18 protein-coding genes are annotated in these 16,888 nt (G+C 58.8%); 13 read left to right on the top strand and 5 right to left on the bottom strand.

Annotated features, from left to right (window positions below; translation table 11 throughout):
- Nucleotides 1–202 precede the first annotated feature (202 nt).
- Together AC07W5_RS09240 and AC07W5_RS09235 are read right to left on the bottom strand one after the other, a co-directional pair.
- Nucleotides 203–841 carry a LysE family translocator gene (locus AC07W5_RS09240; RefSeq protein WP_495023222.1) on the bottom strand — a complete coding sequence of 213 codons (639 nt, stop codon included), beginning with the start codon at nt 839–841 and terminating at the stop codon, nt 203–205.
- Nucleotides 842–1,009: 168 nt separating this feature from the next.
- Nucleotides 1,010–1,636 carry an alanyl-tRNA editing protein gene (locus AC07W5_RS09235; protein WP_495023221.1) on the bottom strand — a complete coding sequence of 209 codons (627 nt, stop codon included), beginning with the start codon at nt 1,634–1,636 and terminating at the stop codon, nt 1,010–1,012.
- Between the two features lie 90 nt (nt 1,637–1,726).
- On the opposite strand from AC07W5_RS09235, the gene AC07W5_RS09230 reads away from it, so the two are divergent.
- Entirely contained in the window at nt 1,727–2,725 is a 999-nt protein-coding gene (locus AC07W5_RS09230; RefSeq protein WP_494994025.1) for a LysR family transcriptional regulator, read from the top strand.
- An 81-nt stretch (nt 2,726–2,806) separates the two neighbouring features.
- Here AC07W5_RS09230 and AC07W5_RS09225 read toward each other — a convergent pair whose 3' ends face one another.
- Together AC07W5_RS09225 and AC07W5_RS09220 are read right to left on the bottom strand one after the other, a co-directional pair.
- Entirely contained in the window at nt 2,807–3,205 is a 399-nt protein-coding gene (locus AC07W5_RS09225) for a PA2817 family protein (protein WP_494994024.1), read from the bottom strand.
- Nucleotides 3,206–3,297: 92 nt separating this feature from the next.
- The gene (locus tag AC07W5_RS09220) at nt 3,298–5,745 is read right to left on the bottom strand and encodes an acyl-CoA dehydrogenase (RefSeq protein ID WP_495023220.1); all 2,448 of its coding nucleotides are present in this window, start codon (nt 5,743–5,745) and stop codon (nt 3,298–3,300) included.
- A 247-nt stretch (nt 5,746–5,992) separates the two neighbouring features.
- Here AC07W5_RS09220 and AC07W5_RS09215 point away from each other — a divergent pair, with 247 nt between their 5' ends.
- From AC07W5_RS09215 to AC07W5_RS09200, 4 genes are all read left to right on the top strand, one after another.
- Nucleotides 5,993–6,652 (top strand): transglutaminase-like domain-containing protein, encoded by a 660-nt coding sequence (locus AC07W5_RS09215; protein ID WP_495023219.1) that lies wholly within the window; start codon nt 5,993–5,995, stop codon nt 6,650–6,652.
- Nucleotides 6,653–6,695: 43 nt separating this feature from the next.
- Nucleotides 6,696–7,319, top strand: a complete 624-nt coding sequence (locus AC07W5_RS09210) for a glutathione S-transferase family protein (protein WP_495023218.1) — start codon at nt 6,696–6,698, stop codon at nt 7,317–7,319.
- A gap of 133 nt (nt 7,320–7,452) precedes the next feature.
- Nucleotides 7,453–8,385, top strand: a complete 933-nt coding sequence (locus tag AC07W5_RS09205) for an ABC transporter ATP-binding protein (protein ID WP_495023217.1) — start codon at nt 7,453–7,455, stop codon at nt 8,383–8,385.
- On the top strand, nt 8,382–9,161 hold the full coding sequence (locus AC07W5_RS09200) for an ABC transporter permease (protein WP_494994019.1): 780 nt from the start codon (nt 8,382–8,384) through the stop codon (nt 9,159–9,161). Before AC07W5_RS09205 ends, AC07W5_RS09200 begins: the two co-directional genes overlap by 4 nt.
- Before the next feature lie 94 nt (nt 9,162–9,255).
- Here AC07W5_RS09200 and AC07W5_RS09195 read toward each other — a convergent pair whose 3' ends face one another.
- Entirely contained in the window at nt 9,256–9,771 is a 516-nt protein-coding gene (locus tag AC07W5_RS09195; RefSeq protein ID WP_494994018.1) for a DUF2062 domain-containing protein, read from the bottom strand.
- A gap of 135 nt (nt 9,772–9,906) precedes the next feature.
- Between AC07W5_RS09195 and AC07W5_RS09190 the strand changes: the two genes are divergently transcribed.
- The 8 genes from AC07W5_RS09190 (at nt 9,907) to murB (ending at nt 16,733) form a co-directional block, all read left to right on the top strand.
- Nucleotides 9,907–12,114 (top strand): DNA internalization-related competence protein ComEC/Rec2, encoded by a 2,208-nt coding sequence (locus AC07W5_RS09190; RefSeq protein ID WP_495023234.1) that lies wholly within the window; start codon nt 9,907–9,909, stop codon nt 12,112–12,114.
- Nucleotides 12,115–12,212: 98 nt separating this feature from the next.
- Complete coding sequence (locus tag AC07W5_RS09185) at nt 12,213–12,848, top strand: MotA/TolQ/ExbB proton channel family protein (protein ID WP_495010727.1); 636 nt, start codon at nt 12,213–12,215, stop codon at nt 12,846–12,848.
- Nucleotides 12,845–13,273 carry an ExbD/TolR family protein gene (locus tag AC07W5_RS09180; protein ID WP_494994016.1) on the top strand — a complete coding sequence of 143 codons (429 nt, stop codon included), beginning with the start codon at nt 12,845–12,847 and terminating at the stop codon, nt 13,271–13,273. Before AC07W5_RS09185 ends, AC07W5_RS09180 begins: the two co-directional genes overlap by 4 nt.
- Nucleotides 13,273–14,283, top strand: a complete 1,011-nt coding sequence (lpxK, locus tag AC07W5_RS09175) for a tetraacyldisaccharide 4'-kinase (RefSeq protein ID WP_495010726.1) — start codon at nt 13,273–13,275, stop codon at nt 14,281–14,283. The genes AC07W5_RS09180 and lpxK overlap by 1 nt, the downstream gene beginning before the upstream one ends.
- A gap of 23 nt (nt 14,284–14,306) precedes the next feature.
- On the top strand, nt 14,307–14,492 hold the full coding sequence (locus AC07W5_RS09170) for a Trm112 family protein (protein ID WP_494994014.1): 186 nt from the start codon (nt 14,307–14,309) through the stop codon (nt 14,490–14,492).
- Entirely contained in the window at nt 14,489–15,253 is a 765-nt protein-coding gene (gene kdsB, locus AC07W5_RS09165) for a 3-deoxy-manno-octulosonate cytidylyltransferase (protein ID WP_495010725.1), read from the top strand. The genes AC07W5_RS09170 and kdsB overlap by 4 nt, the downstream gene beginning before the upstream one ends.
- Nucleotides 15,253–15,717, top strand: coding sequence for a low molecular weight protein-tyrosine-phosphatase (locus AC07W5_RS09160; RefSeq protein WP_495023216.1), 465 nt, complete (start codon nt 15,253–15,255; stop codon nt 15,715–15,717). The genes kdsB and AC07W5_RS09160 overlap by 1 nt, the downstream gene beginning before the upstream one ends.
- Nucleotides 15,714–16,733, top strand: a complete 1,020-nt coding sequence (murB, locus tag AC07W5_RS09155) for a UDP-N-acetylmuramate dehydrogenase (protein ID WP_495010723.1) — start codon at nt 15,714–15,716, stop codon at nt 16,731–16,733. Before AC07W5_RS09160 ends, murB begins: the two co-directional genes overlap by 4 nt.
- Nucleotides 16,734–16,888 lie beyond the last annotated feature (155 nt).

Below are 16,888 nucleotides of genomic sequence, written 5' to 3'. Positions count from 1 at the left end.
GGGAATAGCTCAGTTGGTAGAGCACGACCTTGCCAAGGTCGGGGTCGCGAGTTCGAGTCTCGTTTCCCGCTCCATTTATACAAAAACGCCGCTCTCTGAGCGGCGTTTTTGTTTGTGCGTATTTTGTATCCAGCCTGAACGCGACAATGTCAAAAAGGCCCGCCAGTCATGCTGAGCGGGCCTTTTTGCATTGCGTGTCCAATCACATCGACAGGATCAGTCGCCCAGCGAACAAAATCAGGATCACACCCATGGTCCGTTCAAACCAGTGACCCATGCGCATGAACAGCAACCGCACGCGGGCGCTGGAAAAGAACAGCGCAACAATGATGAACCACAGCGCATTTACAAAACACATCCAGACTCCGTAAAGCGCCTGAATCGTCAGTGGTGTCGAAGCGCTGATGACCGTCGTGAAAATCGCCAGGAAGAACAGCGTAGCCTTGGGGTTGGTGGCATTGGTCAGGAATCCGGTGATGAAGGCTTTGGGTAAAGTCTGACGTTCCATTTGCTCCGGCGCAGCATTGCTGCCGTCAACAGCGGTTTTCGGTTTACTGCGCATCAGGCTCACCCCCAGATACAGGATGTAGGCGCCGCCGACGACCCTGGCGACGCTCAGCAACCACGGTGTGGTGTGCATCAGCGCGCCAACCCCGAGCAAGGTGTAAAGCACATGCACCGAAATGCCTGCGCCGATCCCGATGGCTGTGTACAACCCGACCACCCGACCGTAGCGCACGCTCTGACGGATGGTGACTGCGAAGTCCGGCCCAGGGGCGACCACTGCCAGAAGGTGGATCGTAGCCAGTGCGAGAAACTCGCCCAGGTAGTTCGAAAGCATTTCAACTCCAGTCAGTAATGGGTGAGGCATTGCCCCGATAGCCGACAAAAAAACAGGCTCGACTCTTTACGCGAATGGCGAGTGTTTCTTCATTGGCGAGTTTTTTATGCGCGTCGTATCGAGACGCTTGACGTCAAGCATTACGTCTGGAGCGATATCGCCAATGGATCAGTCCACGCTGTAGTGAACTGAAAGCGTTCCCTTCTTTTGCGAAAGGGTAGCGATCTTGACTGAGCCTAATTCCTGTAGGCGACGTACATGGGTGCCGCCGCAGCCATATGCCGGCAGCTCGCCGAAACCGATTTCGCGGGTGCCCTCGCGCTGGGAAATCAGCCGCGGCAGGTCATCTGCGATCCATTGATTCAATGCAGTCTGCAGGGGGTCGACATCAAAGTCCTGTGGCCTTTCTCCCGGCTTGAAGGTAATTCGTCCCTCGCCGGGCCAGTGGTGGGCTTTGATCGGAATCCAGCCGAGTGATTCGGCAAAGTGGCCGATCAAATGGCCGGCCGAATGCATCCGAGTGTTGATCTGACGACGCTGCTCATCCACCCGTACTTGCGTTATTCCCGGCGTTACCGGATGGGTGACGTAATGCACGATCCGGTGCGATTCCTGGGTGACGCGCAGTACCTGGCTTTCGCCGATCCAGCCGGTATCGAAGGGCTGGCCACCGCCTTGGGGGTGGAAGGGCGTTGCGCGCAAGGTGACGGAAAATTCGTTCTCGTGGGGCGTGCAATCCAGGACTTCCACATTGGCTTCGAGGTCATCGCTATGGAAAAACAGGCGAAGTGTCATATCTCATGCTCTTGTTGAAATTTCTATTTTTATTATATGGATGCTGGAATTGCGTGATAATCCATTCAAACATCAATGGACTTTTGCGTTGTGAGCATAAATCTTCCACTGCCTTTGCTGGGTGAAATGGCGATTTTCGTCAAAGTTGTCGAGACCGGTAGTTTCTCGGAAGCCGCCCGGCAACTGGGTTCGTCGCCTTCAGCGGTAAGTCGCAGCATCTCGCGACTGGAGAAGGTGCTGGCCATCCGGCTGCTGCAGCGCACCACGCGAAAATTGCGGCTTAGCGACGGTGGCGAAGAGGTCTTCAAGCGCTGCCAGGAGATGGTCAGTGCGGCCAGGTCGGTGATGGAAATCAGCGGCCAGTACACCCATGAGGCCGAGGGGCTGGTGCGAGTGAGTGTGCCCAAGGCGGTAGGGCGATTTGTTATTCATCCGCACATGCCGGAATTTTTGCGTCGCTATCCGAAGGTCGATGTGGAGTTGTTACTCGAAGACCGCAACGTGGACCTGATCGACGATAACGTAGACCTCGCTATTCGCATCACGGATCGACCGCCGGCCGGTCTGGTGGGGCGTCAGTTGCTGAGTATCGAGCACTTGTTGTGTGCGACGCCGCAGTATCTGGCCGAGCACGGGACACCTACCCATCCCCATGACCTGCTCAGCCACAGTTGTATTTATCTGGGTGAGACGCCGAGTGATGCGCGCTGGAAGTTCAGGCAGGGAACCAAAGCGGTAACCGTGGGGGTGCGTGGACGCTATGCGGCTAACCATACCGGTGTGCGGCTGGAGGCGGTGCTCCAGCATATCGGGATTGGCAGCTTGCCGTACTTCACCGCGCGTTATGCGCTGGAGCAGGGGCTGATCGTGCAGGTGCTGCCGGACTGGACCTTTCTCGCCTCGTATCACGGCGGAGCATGGCTTCTTCATTCGCCGACGCGCTATTTGCCGCCGAAGCTGCGGGTGTTCATCGACTATCTGGTGGAGTGCCTGGAGAAGGAGCCGACGCTGAGCAAGCCGGGGAAGTCGAGTGTTCCCAGCAAAACTGCACTGGCGGATGAGCTTGCGCAAAGCGATGGGTTGCTTTGATCTTGCTTACGCTGCAGTTCATCAGCAAATAAAAAGGCCCGCCGGCTTAACCGAGCGGGCCTTTTGCGTTTGTGCGTTGAATCAGTGCTTGACGTCCTGGTTCGACATCGAAAGCAGCTGTTTTTCCTGGTTCCAGTCGAACGGCTCGTCGTTCTGTTCGGCTTCATAACGACGATCTTCGAGGGCCTGGTACAGGTCGATCTCGTCGTCGGGCATGAAGTGCAGGCAGTCGCCGGCGAAGTACCACAGCAGATCGCGTGGCACCAGATGGGCAATCTGCGGATAACGCGCGATGACCTGGCAGAGAATGTCTTGCCCCAGGTATTGGCTTTCGATCGGGTCGACCGGCAGTTGCAGCATCAGTTCGTCGAAGCGCTCGAGGAAAAGTTCGTGGCTTTCTTCCGGAACCTGTTCGGCTTCACCCAAGGCGACCAGGATGCTGCGCAAGTGTGCGAGCAGGGCGAGAGTGTGGTCGAGCATAACGGGAGTCCTCTAGAGCTAAAGCAAAACGGGCGCGCAAGTATATAACTCCGACACCCGCTTTTCATAATTGAACAGCTATACGGACTGGTCTAACGGGTTTTCCCCGCGCTGAGCGTCAGTTCATCTTTGGCAAAGTCATCGACATCGATAACCTTGCGCCGTGCCGCCTCTGCTTCATGCAAGGTCTGGACTTCAACCGGTTGCAAGACGCCTGCCTCCAGCGCGGCGTCGATGGCATGCTCCCCGGCGGCAGGTTTGAGCTGACCGCTTTTGAGCGCCGTCTGGAGTTTTTTCTGCAGCGGCTGGGCAGCGCTCAGCAAGTCGCAGGCATGCTGCAGGGCGCCGACCGGATCCTCTGTCGATTGCGGGCGATAGCAGCCCCCCAGTAACTCTTCAAGGGTTGGATCGCCTTTGGCGCGACAGATGACCGCCGCGACTTCAGCTCCCATCTTGTCTGACGGCCCTTTGTGCCAACGACCGAGCGGGAATACCAGCACCCGCAGCAGGCAGCCGAGTACCTTGCTCGGGAAGTTGGTGAGCAGTTCGTCCAATGCGCGTTCGGACTGGCCGAGGCTTTCTTCCATGGCCCAGACGAACAGCGGATGCAGATGTTCCGGTGAGTCGAGGTCGTGATAACGCTTGAGTGCGGCAGAGGCCAGATACAGGTTGCTGAGCACATCACCGAGGCGCGCGGACAGGCGCTCGCGGCGTTTCAGTTCGCCGCCCAGCAGCATCATGCTGAAGTCGGCGAGCATGGCGAAAGCTGCGGCCTGTCGGTTGAGGGCGCGGAAGTAGCGCTGGCTGAGCTTGTCCCCTGGCATGTGTTCGAAACGCCCAAGGCCAAGGTTCAACACCAAGGTACTGGCGGCGTTGCTCACGGCAAAACCGATGTGCTTGAGCAGCAGGCCGTCGAATTCGATCAGGGCCTGTTGTTTGTCTTCGCGGCCGGCGAGGGCCATTTCTTTGAGCACGAATGGATGGCAGCGAATCGCACCCTGGCCAAAGATCATCAGATTCCGGGAGAGGATGTTCGCGCCTTCCACGGTGATGAAGATCGGTGCGCCTTGCCAGCTACGGCCGAGGTAGTTGTTCGGGCCCATGATGATGGCCTTGCCGCCGTGGACGTCCATGGCGTGGCTAATGCATTCGCGACCGCGTTCGGTGAGGTGGTATTTGAGAATGGCCGAGAGTACCGAGGGTTTCTCGCCGAGGTCTACCGCGTTGGCGGTGAGCATCCGTGCGGCGTCCATCAGCCAGGCATTGCCGCCGATCCGGGCCATTGCTTCCTGAATCCCTTCGAAGGCCGCCAGTGGTACGTTGAACTGCTCGCGAACCTGCGCATACTGGCCGGTCACCAGGCTGGTGAACTTGGCCGCGCCGGTGCCGACGGCCGGTAGCGAAATCGAGCGCCCGACCGACAGGCAGTTCATCAGCATCATCCAGCCTTTGCCGAGCATTTCCTGGCCGCCAATGAGGAACTCCAGCGGCACGAAGACGTCCTTGCCGGAGTTCGGGCCGTTCATGAACGAGGCACCCAGCGGCAGGTGGCGACGGCCGATTTCTACGCCAGCAGTGTCGGTCGGAATCAACGCGAGGCTGATCCCCAGGTCTTCATTTTCGCTCAGCAGGTGGTCCGGGTCATAAGCCTTGAAGGCCAGGCCGAGCAAGGTGGCAACCGGGCCGAGGGTGATGTAACGCTTTTCCCAGTTCAGGCGCAGGCCGAGGGTTTCTTTACCCTCCCATTCACCTTTGCAAATGACCCCGGTGTCGGGCATTGCTCCTGCGTCGGAACCTGCCAGCGGGCCAGTCAGGGCAAAGCAGGGGATATCGTCGCCACGGGCGAGGCGGGGCAGATAATGGTTGCGCTGTTCGTCGGTGCCGTAATGCAGCAGCAGTTCGGCCGGGCCGAGGGAGTTAGGCACCATCACGGTGGAAGCCAGGTCGCCGCTGCGGGTTGCCAGTTTCATCGCAACCTGGGAGTGGGCATAGGCCGAGAAGCCTTTACCGCCGAACTCCTTGGGAATGATCAGGGCAAAAAAACCGTGTTGCTTGATGTGATCCCAGGCTTCTGGCGGCAGGTCCATGGACTGGCTGATCTGCCAGTCGCTGACCATGGCGCAGAGCTCTTCGGTCGGGCCATCGATGAATGCCTGTTCCTCTTCACTCAGTTGCGCCTTTGGGTAGGCCAGCAGTTTGTTCCAGTCCGGGCGACCACTGAACAGCTCGCCGTCCCACCAGACTGTGCCGGCATCAATGGCGTCGCGTTCGGTTTGCGACATTGGCGGCAAGGTTTTTTGAAACCAGCTCAATAGCGGCGCCGTGAAGTATTTACGTCGCAGGTCCGGCAACAACAAGGGCGCGGCCACAGCCGCAAATATCACCCAGAAAATCAGTAACAGCCAGCCTGGTGCACGGCTGAAGGCGCCCATCGCCAGCAGGTAGACAGCGATCATGCCCAAGGCGGGCAAGGGCGTGGTGCGGAGATGTGCCAGATAGGCGATCCCGACCACCAGAACCAGTATCCACAACAGCAGCATATTCAATCCTCCGTGAAACAGGGGCAAAACCATCCTGAGAGCTTAGACGGCATCCACGAAACAGGGTGCTAAGAGCGATGTGTTTGAATCTGTAGGAAACATCGGGTGAACTTCGTAAGTTGTCTCGATAGCGGACTGTTGAATTCCTGCGTTAACAGAGCGGCAAGCTCTGATATTTGGCCGAAACGTCGTTATCTCTGTACCAGGGCTATCGCTAGACTCGTGGCTTCTCCAGGAGATTGTTCTCATGCACGAGTATCTGAGTCCCGGCCGCTTCATCGATAGTGACCATCCATCGGTGGTGGAGTTCGCCGAAACGCATCGCGGCAAGAGTCGTGACCCGCTCGAACAGGCGATCAATCTCTATTACGCCGTGCGCGATGCCGTGCGCTACAACCCTTATACCTTCAGCCGTGACCCGCAGACCTTGCGCGGCAGTTATGCGCTGGCGACCGGTGAAAGCTACTGCGTGCCCAAGGCGACCTTGCTCGCCGGATGCGCCCGGCATTGCGCAATTGCTGCACGGATCGGTCTGGCCGATGTGCGTAATCATCTGTCGACGCCACGCTTGCTTGCGCTGCTCAGAAGCGATGTGTTTGCCATGCACGGTTACACCGAGCTGTATTTGCAGGGCCGTTGGGTCAAGGCCACCCCGGCGTTCAATCAGCAACTCTGTGAGTTGTTCGATGTGGCACCGCTTGAGTTCGACGGAGTCAATGACAGCGTGTTCCACCCGTTCAATCGTCAGGGGCAACAGTCGATGGAGTACCTGGTGGACCATGGGCAGTTCACGGATGTGCCTGAAGTTTTCTTCTTCGAGCATCTGGAAAAATGTTATCCGCATTTGTTCAGCGATCAGTTGCCAGCCCGGCCGGGTGATATGCAGACCGATTTGAGTCGCGCCTGATCCGGCGTAGACTGCCCCGGCATTCATCCATCAAGGGGCAGTCATGCTGAAGATCTGGGGTCGGAAAAATTCGTCGAATGTCAGAAAGGCACTCTGGTGCGCCGAAGAGCTCGGTCTGACCTACGAAGCGCTGGACGCGGGCGGTGCCTTTGGTGTGGTCGATACACCTGGATACCGGGCCATGAACCCCAATGGCCGAATTCCGGTAATCGAAGACGACGGCTTCGTGCTCTGGGAGTCCAACACCATCGTGCGTTATCTGTGCGCCAGGCATGCCGCCGATTCGGCCTGGTATCCGGTGGATGTGCGGGCGCGGGCCGCTGCTGAAAAATGGATGGACTGGACCACCTCGACCTTGGCCGAACCGTTCCGTCATCTGTTCTGGGGCGTATTGCGCACCCCGGCGGATCAACAGGATTGGGTCAAGATCAACGCGGCACAGAAGACCTGTGCCGAGTTGCTTTCGATGGTCGATCAGGCGCTGGCCGAGCATCCATATTTGTCCGGTGATGAAATCGGCATGGGCGATATTCCGCTGGGCAGCTTTATTTACGCCTGGTTTGAAATGCCCATCCAGCGCCCGCAGATGCGCCACCTGGAGGCCTGGTATGAGCGCCTGAAGCAGCGCCCGGCTTATCAGAAAGCCGTCATGACTGCGTTGACTTAATACCGACTATCAATACACATGACTGTACTTGTGCGGCGTCGACAAGCACCATTGCCCTGGTTCGCCGCCGTTGCATTCTGTGCGGTCCGCCCTTATTTGTAACTTTCCTCCCTTCTTGGTGCGTAAATCCGATATGAGTTCCGCTCTGTCCATCCGGCAGCTAACCAAAACCTACGGCAACGGTTTCCAGGCCCTGAGTGGTATCGATCTGGATGTCGCCGAAGGTGATTTTTTCGCCTTGCTCGGCCCCAACGGCGCTGGCAAATCCACCACCATCGGCATTCTCTCCACCCTGGTGAACAAGACTAGCGGCACGGTGAATATCTTTGGGCATGATCTCGATCGTGAGCCCGCCACGCTCAAGCGTTGCATTGGCGTGGTGCCGCAAGAGTTCAACTTCAACCAGTTCGAAAAGACCTTCGACATTGTGGTGACTCAGGCTGGCTACTACGGCATCCCGCCGAAAATTGCCAAGGAGCGGGCCGAGCAATACCTGACCCAGCTAGGCCTGTGGGACAAGCGTGATGTACCGTCGCGCTCCTTGTCCGGCGGCATGAAGCGTCGATTGATGATCGCCCGCGCGCTGGTGCATGAACCTCGCCTGCTGATCCTCGACGAACCAACTGCCGGGGTGGATATCGAGCTGCGTCGCTCGATGTGGACCTTCCTCACCGAGCTGAATCAGAAAGGCATCACCATCATCCTCACCACTCATTACCTGGAAGAGGCTGAGCAGCTGTGCCGCAATATCGGCATCATCGACCATGGCACCATTGTCGAGAACACCAGCATGCGGCAGTTGCTCAGCCAATTGCATGTCGAGACCTTCCTGCTCGATCTGAAAACCGACATGAAGGTCGCGCCGCAGCTGATCGGCTATCCGAACCGCCTGGTCGACAGTCACACCCTGGAAGTCCAGGTTGATAAATCAGTTGGCATCACTGCGCTGTTCGGTCAACTAGCCGCGCAAAACATCGAAGTGCTGAGCCTGCGCAATAAAACCAATCGCCTTGAGGAGTTGTTCGTGTCCCTGGTGGAGAAAAATCTGGCGAAGGTGGCGGTATGAGTTCAGAGCTGCAGCCCAACCTCGTTGCGCTCAATACCATCGTCTATCGTGAAGTCCGGCGCTTTACCCGGATCTGGCCGCAAACCCTGCTGCCGCCGGCGATCACTATGGTTTTGTACTTCGTGATCTTTGGCAACCTGATTGGTCGGCAGATTGGTGATATGGGTGGTTTCACCTATATGGAATACATCGTGCCCGGGCTGATCATGATGTCGGTGATTACCAACTCCTACGGTAACGTGGTATCGAGTTTCTTTGGCAGCAAGTTCCAGCGCTCCATCGAAGAACTGATGGTTTCGCCGGTTTCGCCGCACACCATTCTGATTGGCTACACCTTGGGTGGTGTGTTGCGCGGGCTGATGGTCGGGGTGATCGTGACGCTGCTGTCGTTGTTCTTCACCGATCTGCAGGTGCATCACTTGGGCGTGACCATTCTGGTGGTGGTGCTGACGGCGACGATTTTCTCGCTATTGGGCTTCATAAACGCTGTGTTTGCACGCAACTTCGATGATATCTCGATTATCCCGACGTTCGTGTTGACGCCGCTGACCTATCTGGGCGGGGTGTTCTACTCGATCACATTGTTGCCGCCGTTCTGGCAGACCGTGTCGCTGGTCAACCCGGTGCTGCATATGGTCAACGCCTTCCGCTATGGCATCCTTGGAGTGTCGGATATCAAGATCAGCGTGGCCATCGCCTTTATGCTGGTCGCGACGGTGGTGTTGTATATCGGTTGCGCACGGCTGCTGGTCAGCGGTCGCGGTATGCGCCAGTAACCTGCGAAAGCCTCGCCACGGTTGTTGCCAGGCAGCATACCCTGATCAACCTTCCAAAACAGAAACGGCACCCAAGGGTGCCGTTTTTGCATTTTTACAGTCGGCTTTTCTTGCGCCGCGTCCATTGCCGGCTGACCCACCAGCGCCAGTAGAGCATGGTCAGGCAATAGGCGAGGGCGCCGAAGACCAGCCCAGTGACCACTGAGCCCAGCAGGAAAGGCTGCCATAGCGTCGACAACTCGCCGCTGATCCACTCCCAGGACAGCTCGTCCGGCAGGCTTCGGGCCGGCACGTTCATTAGCCAGGCGCCGGTCTGGTAGGTGCAGAAAAATACCGCGGGCATGGTAATCGGGTTGGTCAACCAGACCAGGCTGACGGCAATCGGCATATTGCCGCGCACGGTTATCGCCAGAATCGCCGCCACCAGCATCTGCAATGGAATGGGCAGAAACGCGGCGAAAAATCCCACCGCCATCGCGCGTGCTACCGAGTGGCGATTGAGGTGCCAAAGATTCGGGTCGTGCAGCAACGTGCCAAGAAAGCGTAAGGATTTGTGTTCCCGGATGCTGGTCGGGTCTGGCATGTAACGTTTGAATAGGCGCCGGGGCATAGGGCATCTCGGTCGGTTCAAGCGGCAAGTATGCCCGGATTCTACGGATGGAAAATTCAGACTTTGTGACAATTAATAAAGCTGCGCCCGTGCGGCTCGGCTATTCCGAGAGAAAGGATTCCCATGGACGGACTTATGCGCACAGGGATGTTTGCGCTCGCGTTGGGTCTGTTGACCCTGCGTTTCTTGCCGGCGCTGCCGCCGATCTGGCTATTGATGCTTTTGCCGTTTCGGACTTATCCACTGGCATTTTTTCTGTTCGGCTTCAGTTGGGCGTGTGCGGGCGCGCACTGGGCTTTGAATGATCGCCTGGCGCTCAGTCTCGATGGGCAAACTCGCTGGCTCGAAGGGCGCGTGGTGGGCTTGCCGCAGAACGCCGATGGTGTGGTGCGTTTCGAGCTTGAGGGTGGGCAATCGCGGCGGACCCCATTGCCGAAGTTGATGCGGCTGGCCTGGTACGGCGGGCCGCCGGTCCACAGCGGCGAACGCTGGCGACTGGCGGTCAAGCTCAAACGCCCGGGCGGTTTGCTCAATCCCCATGCTTTCGATTACGACGCCTGGTTGCTGGCGCAACGAATCGGCGCCACAGGCACGGTCAAGGACGGGCAGTTGCTCGCAAGTGCCCAGTGGGCGTGGCGCGACGACATCCGGCAGCGACTCTTGAGCGTCGACGCCCAAGGCCGGGCCGGTGCGTTGGCAGCCTTGGTGCTGGGTGATGGCGCCGGGCTGACATCCACCGATTGGCGGATCCTGCAAGACACCGGCACGGTGCATTTGCTGGTGATTTCCGGGCAGCACATTGGTCTGCTGGCCGGGTCGATTTATATGCTGATCGCCGGGCTGGCGCGGTATGGATTGTGGCCAACACGTTTGCCTTGGCTACCGTGGGCCTGCGCGATGGCCTTCGGCGCGGCGCTGGGTTACGGCTTGCTGGCGGGGTTCGAAGTGCCGGTACGCAGAGCGTGCGTGATGATCGGGCTGGTCCTGCTCTGGCGGCTGCGCTTTCGACATCTGGGGGCCTGGTGGCCGTTGTTGCTGGCGCTGAATGTGGTCCTGTTGCTTGAGCCGCTGGCGAGTTTGCAGCCGGGATTCTGGCTGTCGTTTGCGGCAGTGGCGGTGTTGATTTTTACGTTCAGCGGGCGCTTGGGCGCCTGGAGTGGGTGGCAAACCTGGACCCGTGCCCAGTGGCTGATTGCTATTGGTTTGTGTCCGGTGTTGCTGATTCTTGGTTTGCCCATCAGCATCAGTGGGCCACTGGCCAATTTGTTCGCCGTGCCTTGGGTCAGCCTGGTGGTTTTGCCTGCGGCCTTGTTGGGTACCTTGCTCTTGCCGCTGCCGTATCTCGGTGAAGGGTTGCTGTGGCTGGCGGGCGGCTTGATCGACTGGCTGTTTCAGGGGCTGGCGCTGGTGGCGGGGTATGCGCCTGCATGGGTGCCCGCAGCGATTCCTCTCTGGGTCTGGGGGATAAGCGTTATCGGTGCTTTTCTACTGTTATTGCCCAAAGGACTGCCGTTGCGGCTGTTGGGTTGGCCGATGCTGTTGTTGGTGGTTTTTGCGCCGCTCAGAACGGTGCCCCAAGGCGAGGCCGAAATCTGGCAACTGGATGTCGGGCAGGGGTTGGCCATTATCGTGCGCACTCGTCATCACACTCTGTTGTATGACGCCGGGCCTCGTTTCGGTGATTTCGATCTCGGAGAATGGGTGGTGCTGCCTTCATTGCGCAAGCTGGGCGTGCGAGGACTGGACCTGATGCTGCTCAGTCACGCCGATGCCGATCATGCCGGTGGCGCTCGTTCGGTTCTGCGAGGGCTGCCGGTGGCGCGCGTGGTGAGTGGCGACCCTGATGCGTTGCCTGCCGAGCTGCAAGCGCAGTCGTGCGAGAGTGGCAAGAGGTGGGAATGGGACGGGGTGAGTTTCGAACTCTGGCAATGGTCATCCGCGACCGACAGTAATCAGAAATCCTGCGTAGTGCAGGTCGAAGCCAACGGCGAACGCCTGCTACTGACCGGCGATATCGACGCCCAGGCCGAGCGCGCACTGCTGGACAGTCCTTTGGCCGTTGTTACTGACTGGCTACAGGCGCCGCACCATGGCAGTCGCAGTTCGTCCTCCGTGGCATTTCTCAATGCTCTTTCGCCCTCGGCGGTGCTGATCTCGCGCGGGCGCGGAAACTCGTTCGGTCATCCTCACCCGCAAGTAATGGCGCGTTACCGCAAACTGGGCATGATTGCTTATGACAGTGCCGAACAAGGAGCCTTGCGCGTTCAGTTGGGAAGCTTCAAGCCGCCTGAGGCAATAGGCCAGCAACGACGCTTCTGGCGTGATCCGGACGGGAGTAAATAACCGCGAGTTATTAAAGCCGGACGACAGGCAACATCACGGTCTTCGGTGCGTCGAGGCCCTATGTTAGAGTGGCGCACTTTTTCGAGGGGACTGTCACTGTGTGGGAATTGGTCAAATCCGGCGGCTGGATGATGTTGCCGATCATTCTGAGTTCCATCGCTGCGCTGGCCATCATTGCCGAGCGTTTGTGGACCCTGCGAGCCAGCCGCGTCACCCCGGATAATTTGCTCGGGCAGGTCTGGGTCTGGATCAAGGACAAGCAACTCAATAAAGAAAAGCTCAAGGAACTGCGCGCCAACTCCCCATTGGGCGAGATCATGGCTGCGGGCCTGGCCAATTCAAAACATGGCCGCGAGATCATGAAAGAGTGCATCGAAGAAGCCGCCGCGCGGGTGATTCATGAACTTGAACGCTACCTCAACGCACTGGGCACCATCGCCGCTATGGCGCCATTGTTGGGGCTGCTGGGTACGGTATTGGGCATGATCGATATTTTCAGCGCATTCATGGGCTCGGGCATGACCACCAACGCCGCGGTATTGGCCGGTGGTATCTCCAAAGCATTGATCACCACGGCAGCAGGCCTGATGGTCGGTATTCCATCGGTGTTCTTCCACCGATTCCTGCAACGCCGGGTCGATGAACTGGTGGTGGGCATGGAGCAGGAAGCGATCAAACTGGTCGAGGTCGTGCAGGGCGACCGTGATGTTGATCTGGTCGAGGGCAGAGCGTGAAATTCCGCCGCAAACAGCGGGAAACAATCGATATCAACCTCGCGTCGCTGATCGACGTGGTGTTTATCCTGTTGCTGTTTTTCGTTGTGACCACCACTTTTACCCGTGAAACCCAATTGCGCGTTGAGCTGCCGGAAGCTGTCAGCGGTTCGCCGGCCGAGGACCAGCAAGCCAAGCAGCTGGATATCGCCATCAGTGCCGACGGTGTGTTCACGGTGAATAATCAATTGCTGCCCAAGAACGATCTGGCCAGCCTGATGGAGGCGCTGCAGAAAGAGTCCGCAGGCGATACCCACCTGCCTTTGTCGATCAGCGCTGATGGCAAAACCCAACACCAAGCCGTGATCACCGCCATGGATGCTGCCGGCAAGCTCGGTTTCAGCCATCTGCGCATGACCACCGTCGAGGCGGCACCGGCTCACTGATGGCACTTTCCGATCGTTTGCTTGCCGCCTGGTATAACGGCCATCCCGCGCTGAAGGTGCTGCAGCCGTTGGAGTGGCTGTATCGACGTGTGGTGCTGCGCAAGCGTGAACGCTTTCTGGCCGGAGTGGGTGAGATCTACCAACCCCCGGTGCCGTTGGTCGTGGTCGGCAATATCACGGTGGGCGGCACCGGCAAGACGCCGCTGATTCTTTGGTTGATCAAGCATTGCCAGCGCAGCGGTCTGCGGGTGGGCGTGGTCAGCCGCGGTTATGGCGCCAAACCACCGCAGCTGCCGTGGCGAGTCGAGGCCGGGCAAAGTGCTGATGTCGCCGGCGACGAGCCGCTATTGATCGTTCAGCGCAGCGGTGTGCCGCTGATGATCGACCCCGATCGCAGCCGCGCGGTGCAGGCGTTACTGGCCGCTGAGCCTCTGGATCTGATTCTCTCTGACGACGGCATGCAGCACTACCGCATGGCCCGCGACCTTGAACTGGTGCTGATTGATGCCGCCCGCGGTTTGGGTAACGGTCGTTGCCTGCCCGCCGGGCCGTTGCGCGAGCCGATCGAGCGCCTGCAGAGCGTCGATGCGCTGCTCTACAACGGTGCTACGGCGGATCGCGACGATGGCTTCGGATTCAGACTTGAACCCACTACACTGGTCAATCTGTCGAGCGGCGAGCGACGCCCGCTCGACCACTTCCCGGCAGGGCAGGCCGTGCACGCAGTAGCCGGTATCGGCAATCCACAACGTTTCTTCAGCACTCTTGAAACGCTACACTGGCGGCCAGTCCCGCATGCTTTTGCTGACCACGCAGAGTACAGCGCGCAGGCTTTGAATTTTATGCCGTCATTGCCGCTGGTCATGACCGAGAAGGATGCGGTGAAGTGCCGCGCTTTCGCGGCACACGACTGGTGGTACCTGGCGGTCGATGCGGTGCCGTCACCGGCCTTCGTGGCCTGGTTCGATACGCAGTTGATGCGCTTGTTGCCTGCTCGTCTTTTGCCTTAAACGCTTTTATCCAGGGAATTCTCATGGACACCAAATTGCTCGACATCCTTGCCTGCCCGGTCTGCAAAGGTCCGCTGAAGCTCAGTGCCGATAAAACCGAGCTGATCAGCAAAGGCGCCGGTCTGGCCTATCCGATTCGTGATGGCATTCCAGTAATGCTCGAAAGTGAAGCCCGCACCCTCAGCGCTGACGAGCGACTGGATAAATGACCACAGTCTTCACCGTCGTCATTCCGGCCCGTTACGCCTCCACACGTCTGCCCGGTAAGCCGCTGCAAATGATCGCCGGCAAGCCGATGATCCAGCACGTCTGGGAACAGGCCTGCAAGAGCAGCGCCCAGCGGGTGGTGGTGGCCACCGATGATGCGCGCATCGTCGAAGCCTGCAAGGCATTCGGTGCCGAAGTGGTGTTGACCCGCGAGGATCATAACTCCGGTACCGATCGTCTGGCTGAGGTGGCCACGAAGCTGGGTCTGGCCGCGGACGCCATCGTGGTCAACGTGCAGGGTGATGAACCCATGATTCCGCCGGCGGTGATCGATCAGGTTGCAGCCAATCTGGCAGCCCATCCCGAAGCGCGTATGTCGACGCTGGCCGAACCGATAGAAGACGTTGAAACCCTGTTCAATACCAATGTGGTCAAAGTCGTCAGCGACCTCAATGGCCTGGCGCTGACGTTCAGCCGCGCCACTTTGCCTTGGGCACGGGATGACTTCGCCAGGAGCCAGGAGCAATTGCCGGCCGGCGTGCCTTACCGTCGACATATCGGGATCTACGCCTACCGTGCCGGTTTCCTCCATGACTTCGTCAGTTGGGGCCCGTGCTGGCTGGAAAACACTGAGTGCCTGGAGCAGTTGCGCGCACTCTGGCATGGCGTGCGGATTCACGTTGACGATGCTCTGGAAGCACCGCCGGCGGGTGTCGATACCGCGCAAGACCTTGAGCGCGTTCGGCGCCTGCTGGAGGCTTGATGCGGGTTCTGTTTGTCTGCCTGGGCAATATTTGTCGCTCGCCCACGGCCGAAGGCGTGCTGCGCCACAAGTTGCGTGAGGCCGGGCTGGCGGATCAGGTGGAAGTTGCCTCCGCCGGCACCGCCGACTGGCATATCGGCAAGGCGCCGGACAAACGCAGCCAAGCGGCCGCGAAGTTGCGTGGCTACGATTTGTCCGCCCAGCGTGCCCAACAAGTGAGCCGTGCCGACTTCGCCACCTATGACCTGATTCTGGCGATGGACCAGAGCAATCTGCGCAACCTCAAAGCCATGCAGCCGGCCAGCAGCAGGGCTGAGCTGGACCTGTTCCTGCGTCGCTATGAATCCCCCGTGGATGAAGTGCCGGATCCCTATTACGACAGTGATCAGGGTTTCGAGCAGGTGCTGGACTTGATCGAGCGTGCCAGTGATTTGCTGGTGATCGAATTGAAGGGGCGGTTATGACCTTGCAACTGCAAACGCAGGTTTCTCTCAAACCGTTCAACACCTTTGGTGTCGATGTCCGTGCGCAGGTGTTCGCCGAGGCTCATAGCGACGCCGATGTCCGCCAAGGGTTGGCTTATGCGGCTGAACACGCATTGCCTCTGCTGGTGATCGGCGGCGGCAGCAATCTGTTGCTCACCGCAGATATTCAGGCGCTGGTGCTGCGCATGGCCACGCGAGGTATTCGCCTGTTGAGCGACGACGGCAGCACGGTTGTCGTTGAGGCTGAGGCGGGTGAAACCTGGCACCCGTTCGTGCAATGGACCCTGGAGCAGGGTTTCTCCGGTCTGGAGAACCTCAGTCTCATCCCCGGTACGGTCGGTGCCGCGCCGATGCAGAACATCGGTGCCTACGGTGTCGAGATCAAGGACGTGTTTGCCGGGTTGACCGCGCTGGACCGTCAGACTGGCGAGCTGCGGGATTTCAGCCGGCAGGAGTGCAAATTCGCCTACCGCGACAGCCTGTTCAAGCAGGAGGCCGGGCGTTGGTTGATTCTGCGGGTGCGCTTGGCCTTGAGTCGCGTCGAGCATCTGCACCTCGAATACGGCCCGGTTCGCCAGCGCTTGACTGAACAGGGCATCAGCCATCCGACCGCCAGCGATGTCAGTCAGGCCATTTGCAGTATTCGCGGCGAGAAGCTTCCTGATCCGGCGGTGCTCGGTAATGCCGGCAGCTTTTTCAAGAACCCGTTGGTGGCAGCGGCTTTGGTCGCTGAGCTTAAAAGCGAATACCCCGATCTGGTGGCTTATCCACAAGCTGACGGGCAAATGAAACTGGCGGCTGGCTGGTTGATCGAGCGAGCTGGCTGGAAGGGTTTTCGAGAGGCTGATGCCGGTGTGCATCGGTTGCAGGCCTTGGTGCTGGTCAATTACGGAGCGGCGACCGGGCTGGAGCTTTTGCACCTCGCGCAACGAATCCAGAAAGACATTGCCGAACGTTTCAGGGTCCAGCTGGAAATGGAACCCAATCAGTATTGAGCTACGCTTGAAGTCTGAATCCAGAGCCCTGCAAACCTTTCGTGTGCGCAGGGCTTTTTTGTTAATGCTGGTTTAACTTGGCCTCCTAACGATGTATCTCTTTGTTCCATCTCTTTGTTTCCAGGTAAGACCCGATGAAAAACCGGCTGTTTTCA

The sequence above is a fragment of the Pseudomonas sp. GW821-FHT01E05 genome, from assembly GCF_059422425.1.
Note: the sequence above shows the minus strand (reverse complement) of the source record. Positions and strands in the feature narration are given on the sequence as shown.